The organism is Erwinia sp. PPS120 (assembly GCF_047918655.1).
Lineage (GTDB): Bacteria > Pseudomonadota > Gammaproteobacteria > Enterobacterales > Enterobacteriaceae > Erwinia > Erwinia tasmaniensis_A.
Genome location: NZ_JBLREF010000037.1, coordinates 97138 through 104296 on the forward strand (window position 1 = coordinate 97138; position 7159 = coordinate 104296).

At 53.0% G+C, this 7159-nt stretch carries 4 protein-coding genes and 1 pseudogene; 4 read left to right on the forward strand and 1 reads right to left on the reverse strand.

Annotation, left to right across the window (positions count from 1 at the left end; translation table 11 throughout):
- Window positions 1–329: 329 nt before the first annotated feature.
- Window positions 330–2711 (reverse strand): phosphoenolpyruvate synthase, encoded by a 2382-nt coding sequence (gene ppsA / locus ACLRGG_RS17765; protein WP_416251011.1) that lies wholly within the window; start codon window positions 2709–2711, stop codon window positions 330–332.
- Between the two features lie 475 nt (window positions 2712–3186).
- Between ppsA and ppsR the strand changes: the two genes are divergently transcribed.
- The 4 genes and pseudogenes from ppsR to ACLRGG_RS17785 form a co-directional block, all read left to right on the forward strand.
- Window positions 3187–4014 carry a posphoenolpyruvate synthetase regulatory kinase/phosphorylase PpsR gene (ppsR, locus tag ACLRGG_RS17770; protein ID WP_416251012.1) on the forward strand — a complete coding sequence of 276 codons (828 nt, stop codon included), beginning with the start codon at window positions 3187–3189 and terminating at the stop codon, window positions 4012–4014.
- Between the two features lie 172 nt (window positions 4015–4186).
- Window positions 4187–5233, forward strand: a complete 1047-nt coding sequence (locus ACLRGG_RS17775; RefSeq protein WP_416251013.1) for a 3-deoxy-7-phosphoheptulonate synthase — start codon at window positions 4187–4189, stop codon at window positions 5231–5233.
- Window positions 5234–5352: 119 nt separating this feature from the next.
- Window positions 5353–5893 (forward strand): annotated as a pseudogene (locus ACLRGG_RS17780) (IS6 family transposase).
- Between the two features lie 120 nt (window positions 5894–6013).
- Window positions 6014–7159, forward strand: a 1146-nt coding sequence (locus ACLRGG_RS17785; RefSeq protein WP_416251014.1) for an esterase/lipase family protein, incomplete at its 3' end; no start/stop codon positions are given.

Sequence of the window (7159 nt, forward strand, 5' to 3'; positions counted from 1 at the left end):
CTTTTTAATCCTTTTCAACTCTTCATTCCCTGTAATGATTACCTTTAGTACAGTTTTATGTGCTTTCTGGTGGGTGACTGGCGACGAAAGATTATCGCTTTTAAACTAATGAGAGGATTCTTAATGACTCACCTGGCCCATCTGAATATTATGAATCATACGCTTACGATCAAGCTGCTGATTTTTAAACAACCTTTTTACCCCGAGTTAAATAAAGAATTGCTGTGTGTAGTCTTTGCCCATCCCATGTGGTGGGCTTTTTTTTTGGCTGCTATCTGCCTGAAAGGCCAGATAATCTGGCCTTTCAGGCGTTTTGGTCGTAAATCGCGCTATTTTTCAGCTATTTCAGCCAGGCTAAGCCAGGTCTGCACCACCGTATCTGGGTTAAGAGACAAACTATCAATTCCCTCATCCATTAGCCACGCGGCAAAGTCTTCGTGATCGGAGGGACCCTGCCCACAGATGCCGACATATTTACCCTGCTTCTTCGCTGCCCGAATCGCCATCGACAGCAGCGCTTTCACCGCGTCATTACGCTCGTCAAACAGCGCCGAGACGACGCCCGAATCCCGGTCGAGGCCCAGCGCCAGCTGTGTCATATCGTTTGAGCCGATAGAGAAACCATCAAAATAGTGCAGGAACTGCTCCGCCAGCAGCGCGTTCGACGGGATTTCGCACATCATAATGATCTTCAGGCCATTTTCGCCCCGCTTAAGCCCCTGGCGCTCCAGCTCCTCAACGACGGCCTTCGCCTGATCCACGGTTCTGACAAAGGGCACCATAATTTCCACATTCGTTAGCCCCATGTCATTGCGCACCCGCCTGACTGCGGCACACTCAAGAGCGAAGCAGTCGCGGAAGCTGTCGGCCACATAGCGACCCGCCCCACGGAAGCCCAGCATCGGGTTTTCCTCTTCGGGTTCGTAGCGTTCCCCCCCCACCAGGTTGGCATACTCATTGGTTTTGAAGTCAGAGAGGCGCACGATAACGCGCTTAGGCGCGAAAGCCGCTCCCAGCGTGGCAATCCCCTCGGTCAGGCGACCGACGTAGAATTCAACCGGATCGTCGAAGCCTTTCATCATTGATCGGATCTGCTGCTGCAGTTCCGGCGTCTGCTGGTCAAATTCCAGCAGCGCTTTGGGATGCACGCCGATCATGCGGTTAATAATAAACTCCAGTCGCGCCAGTCCCACGCCCTCGTTGGGCAGGCAGGCAAAATCAAATGCACGGTCTGGATTCCCCACGTTCATCATGATTTTAAGCGGCAACGGCGGCATTTCGTCGACCTGCGAGCTTTTCACTTCAAAGTCGAGCAGGTCGTTATACACATAACCGGTGTCGCCCTCCGCGCAGGAAACGGTCACCTTATGGCCATCCTTCAGCACGTCGGTTGCATGACCACAGCCTACCACGGCAGGAATACCCAGTTCGCGGGCGATTATGGCGGCGTGGCAGGTTCTGCCGCCGCGATTAGTCACAATCGCGGATGCTTTCTTCATAATCGGTTCCCAGTCCGGGTCGGTCATATCCGTTACCAGCACATCACCTTTTTCGATGCGGTTCATCTCGCTGATATCGTGAATAACCTTAACTTCCCCGGCGCCAATGCGGTGCCCAATCGCGCGTCCTTCAACCACGACCTGACCTTTGCCCTGCAGCGTATAGCGCTCCATCACCTGGCCGTTAGACCTTACGGTTTCAGGACGAGCCTGCACAATAAACAGCTTACCGGTGTGACCGTCTTTCGCCCATTCAATGTCCATTGGCCGCTGGTAGTGTTTTTCTATCTGCACGGCCTGAGCAGCCAGCGCCTCCACCTCTTCCTGAGTCAGGCAGAAACGATCGCGATCCGCTTCAGGCACATCTTCGATTTTGACCTGCTCACCATGTTCCTGAGAATCGGCATAAACCATGCGTATTTTTTTCGAGCCCATGGTACGGCGCACGATGGCTGGGCGACCAGCCGCCAGCGTGGGCTTATGCACATAGAATTCATCCGGGTTGACCGCCCCCTGTACCACCATTTCACCCAGCCCCAGCGCGGCAGTAATAAATACCACCTGATTAAAGCCCGATTCCGTATCAATGGTGAACATCACGCCAGCAGAAGCCAGATCTGAACGCACCATGCGCTGAACCCCCGCAGAAAGTGCGACGCCACGATGGTCATACCCCTGGTGCACACGGTAGGAAATAGCGCGATCGTTAAACAGCGAGGCGTAAACGTGTTTTACCGCGACCAGTACGGCATCGAATCCCTGTACGTTGAGGAAGGTTTCCTGCTGACCGGCAAAGGAGGCGTCGGGCATATCTTCGGCCGTAGCCGATGAGCGCACGGCAAAGGATGCGTCGGCATCATCAGCCGATAACTGCTGGTAGGCCTCGCGGATCGCCTGCTCCAGCGCAGGCTGGAATGGGGTATCCACAATCCACTGGCGGATTTGTTTACCCGCTTTAGACAGTTCGTCAACATCATCAATATCGGTTACATCAAGCAGCGCGTAAATCCGCTGATTAACGCCGCTTTGATCAAGAAACTGATTAAATGCCTCTGCCGTCGTCGCAAAGCCGTTGGGAACGGACACGCCCAGCGAAGACAAATTGGTAATCATTTCTCCCAGAGAGGCATTTTTGCCTCCCACCCGATCAACATCGTTCATGCCAAGCTGGTTATACCAGAGCACGAGCGGCAGTTCGCCTTTATTGGACATCGGAGCAATCCTTTTATATTTAATTAAGATGATGAAGACTGAGTATGACGTCCTCAGCCTGGCACATTCGTACCGCGGAATAAAACTGTTGAATCGATCAAGCAGCCAGAATGTCCATCTTTTCGGAAAACTCCGCGCAAATGACAGGCGTTGCGCAACGGCTAAAATAAATTTTTATATTTTAATCAACAAGATAGGAATACAGGTGATTTCCAGAGAGTCTGATGGTTGCGCAACACATAATAATTCCCTTTACGAATGATATCTTAATAAAGTGCTATTTTTAGGAATGACAATGCGGCTTTTATTAATCAGCCTGAGCTTTTATTGAGATGTCAGGACTATATAAAAACAAATAGTTCACATCAATTTTTTATGAACTATTTGTTTTATTATGTTGTTGTTATCACAATTTGCTTTCTGCTACCGGCTTAATTTAGTCTGCAGTAAGGATAACCACGGGAGAGAAACTGACGTGAATAATGAACGAAGTGTGTTTTATATCTCTGATGGTACGGCTATCACCGCGGAGGTGCTGGGTCATGCGGTTCTTTCACAGTTTCCCGTTGCTATTAACAGCGTGACCCTGCCGTTTGTGCAAAACGTGCAGCGCGCGCAGGCAGTCAAAGCGCAGATCAACGCTTTATATGCCACAAGCGGCGCACGTCCACTGGTTTTTATTTCAATTGTTACGCCCGAAATACGCGAGATCATCCTGCAAAGTGACGGTTTCTGTCAGGATATCGTCCAGTCGCTGGTAGGCCCGCTACAGCAGGAGCTGGGCATTGCGCCTTCGCCCGTCGCCAACCGCACTCATGGTCTGACGGCGGGTAATCTGGGTAAGTACGACGCGCGTATTGCGGCAATTGACTATACGCTGGCGCACGACGACGGGATTTCTTTGCGAGGGCTGGAAGATGCTCAGGTTATTTTGCTGGGCGTATCACGCTGCGGTAAGACGCCCACCAGCCTGTATCTGGCGATGCAGTTCGGTATACGTGCGGCCAACTATCCCTTTATCGCCGATGATATGGATAACCTCAGGCTTCCCCCCGCTCTGAAACCTTTCCAGCATAAACTGTTCGGCCTGACTATCGACCCCGAGCGGCTCGCCGCCATTCGGCAGGAACGCGCGGAAAATACCCGCTATGCCTCGATGCGTCAGTGTCGACTGGAAGTCGGCGAGGTTGAAGCGCTGTTCCGTACCCATAAAATCCGCTACCTCAACAGTACGAACTATTCGGTAGAAGAGATCGCCACCCGCATCCTGGATATCACCGGGCTGACGCGCCGCATGTATTAACGTAGCGGATCAGGATAACTGCCCAGAAGCAGCGGGCTTAAAAAAGTGATATTTATCGCGTTACGCCCGATTAGCCTCCGGTTGCTGTTGAATTCATTGCCATTTGGTTTATTGTGATCGCCATCACTTCCCGGCACTTATGCCGCAGCGAAGACAAAATTCAGAGAGAACCATGAATAAGACAGATGAACTGCGGACCGCGCGCATCGAGAGCCTGATTACGCCTGACGAGCTGGCGCAGCGGCATCCGATCACGCCAGCAATAGCCTCCAACGTTACCGCCTCACGCCAGCGTATCGCCCGGATCCTGTCCGGCGACGATCCGCGACTGCTGGTGGTGATCGGCCCCTGCTCCGTGCACGATCCCAAAGCCGCACTGGACTATGCTTCCAGGCTTAACCTGCTGCGCGAGAAATATCACTCCCAGCTTGAAATTGTTATGCGCACCTACTTCGAGAAGCCGCGTACCGTTGTCGGCTGGAAGGGGTTAATTTCCGATCCTGACCTCGACGGTAGCTATCGGGTAAATCACGGGCTGGAAATCGCACGTAAGCTGCTGCTGGATATTAATGCGCTGGGTTTGCCAACCGCCACCGAATTCCTCGATATGGTGGTGGGTCAGTTTATCGCCGATTTAATTAGCTGGGGCGCGATTGGGGCACGCACTACCGAGAGCCAGATACACCGAGAGATGGCCTCTGCCCTTTCCTGTCCGGTGGGCTTTAAGAACGGTACCGATGGCAATATTCAGATTGCCGTCGATGCTATTCGCGCTGCCCGTGCCAGCCATATGTTTTTGTCCCCCGATAAATACGGTCAGATGACGATTTATCAGACCAGTGGGAACCCCTCGGGGCATATTATTATGCGCGGCGGCAGGCAGCCAAATTATCATGCAGAGGAGGTAACTGCTGCGGCTGCGTTGCTACGTGAGGCCCGGTTACCTGAACAGCTGGTGATAGATTTCAGTCATGGTAACTGTCTTAAGCAGCACCGCCGACAAAAGGAGGTTGCTTCCTCAGTGGCTCAGCAAATCCGCGATGGCTCACGGGCGGTTGCCGGCGTGATGATTGAGAGCTTTTTGCAGGAGGGTACGCAGAAGGTGCAGGCGGGCACTCCACTGGCGTATGGTCAGTCTGTAACCGATCCCTGTCTGGGCTGGGAGGATAGCGAGGAAGTGCTGGCTTTACTGGCCGGGGCCGTCGATTCACGTTTTTGATGGCGCTCGGTTTTACTGATGCACTATTGCAAAGTCAGGGATGAGGCAGCCTTTCGGGCACTGTTGCAAAGATCTGGCGATGGTAAAATGATGCCACTCTTTCGTTGAAAAAGCAGCAAATGAACCCGTTTAAAAGCCGGCATTTTGAGCGCCATATTATCCTGTGGGCCGTCTGCTGGTACTGCAAATATGGCATCAGTTATCGTGAGCTGCAGGAGATGCTGACTGAACGAGGGGTAAAAGTCGATCACACCACGATTTATCGCTGGGTTCAGCATTATGCACCTGAGATGTAAAATCGGCTGCGCTGGTACTGGCGTCAGCCTTCCGGTTTTAGCTCATGGCATCTCGATAAAACCTACATGAAGGTCAACGGACGCTGGGCTTATCTGTACGGCATTGCTGAAGCGGGAAGGTAAATGTCCGCAGCATGTGCGGCACCGGCAGATAAAGTACCGGAATAATATAATCGAGTGCGATCATGGCAAACTGAAACGGATAATCAACGCCACGCTGATCTTCAAGTCAATGAAGACGGCTTACGCCACAATCAAAGGGATTGAAGTGATGCGGGCGCTACGGAAAGGTCAGGCAGAATCGTTCTATTTTGGGCATCCCCTGGGCGAGATGCGTCTGGTGAGCAGGGTCTTTGAAAGATAAGACCTTTCTGTAAGACGAAAGGCTGCCTCATCCCTGACTTTGCAACAGTGCCGGGTTAAGTCCGGCCCGGGGTATAATGGGGCGGCCCCTTTACAACGCCTAATAACAGGAGCTTAGCGCATGGATGACAGCGAAAACAGGGCTTATCACCGGCCAGTGTGGGATGACGACGGGCGGTTTCATTATGAAATCATTCCCCAGGCGAAAGAAAAAAATTACGTGGCGGTCTGCCTCAAGCCGGCCGACAAAGTGATCCCGGTGATTTTTCTTCCGGGGGTGATGGGGTCAAACCTGAAAAATGAGGACGGTGAAGTCTGGCAGTTTAGCGCCCCGTCGCTTAAAAAATGGCCGCTTGCTAACGCAAAAAAAAGAAAGGAGCTTCTGGATCCGAAGACTACGTCGGTTGACGACAGCGGGGATATTTTAAACGACGGGGCGGACGGTAAAAAATTCCCCTCCCGGCGGGAGAGGGGATGGGGAGGCGCCTTTTACAAGAGCTACGGGGAGGCGCTCGACCGGCTGCAGTACCTGCTCAGCGACGACGACATCCTGATGGATAATTACTTCAGGGAGGCGCAGCTGCAGACGGCGCGACAGCGCTTTACCGGCGTCAGGATAGGCGACGAGCTGCCGGAACAGGTGCTGACCGAAGAAGAAACGGCGCACGGCCACCGGTTTTTATACCCGCTGCACGTTTTTGGTTACAACTGGCTGCAATCTAATGCCGACTCGGCGACGCTGCTGGGGACGTACATCCGTAAGGTGCTGGGTGAGTATCACGGCCGTCTGGCGGTGAACAGGGTGATACTGGTCACCCACTCGATGGGGGGGCTGGTTGCCCGTCACTACTCCGAAAACATGAACGGTCGGGAAAATATTCTGGGGATAGTGCACGGCGTGATGCCGGATCTGGGGTCGCCGGCGGCGTACCGGCGGATGAAAACCGGCGAGCGCGGCGTGACGGGGATGATTATCGGGGACAGCGCAGAAAAGCTGATGCCGGTGCTGGCCCAGTCCCCCGGCCCGCTACAGCTGCTGCCGGGCAGGGCTTATGGTCCGGGCTGGCTGAAAATAGAGGGCAGCAGTCAACGCATGTCCCTGCCGGTCGATGACCCGTATAAGGAAATTTATCTGAACAAGGCGGACTGGTGGCGGCTGTGTGAGCAGGATTTACTGTTGGGGGATACGGAAAAAGAGTGGGAGGATTATCAGGATCGGATAAAAGTAGATGTTAAAAAATTCATAGAAGAGTTGAACGGTAAATAC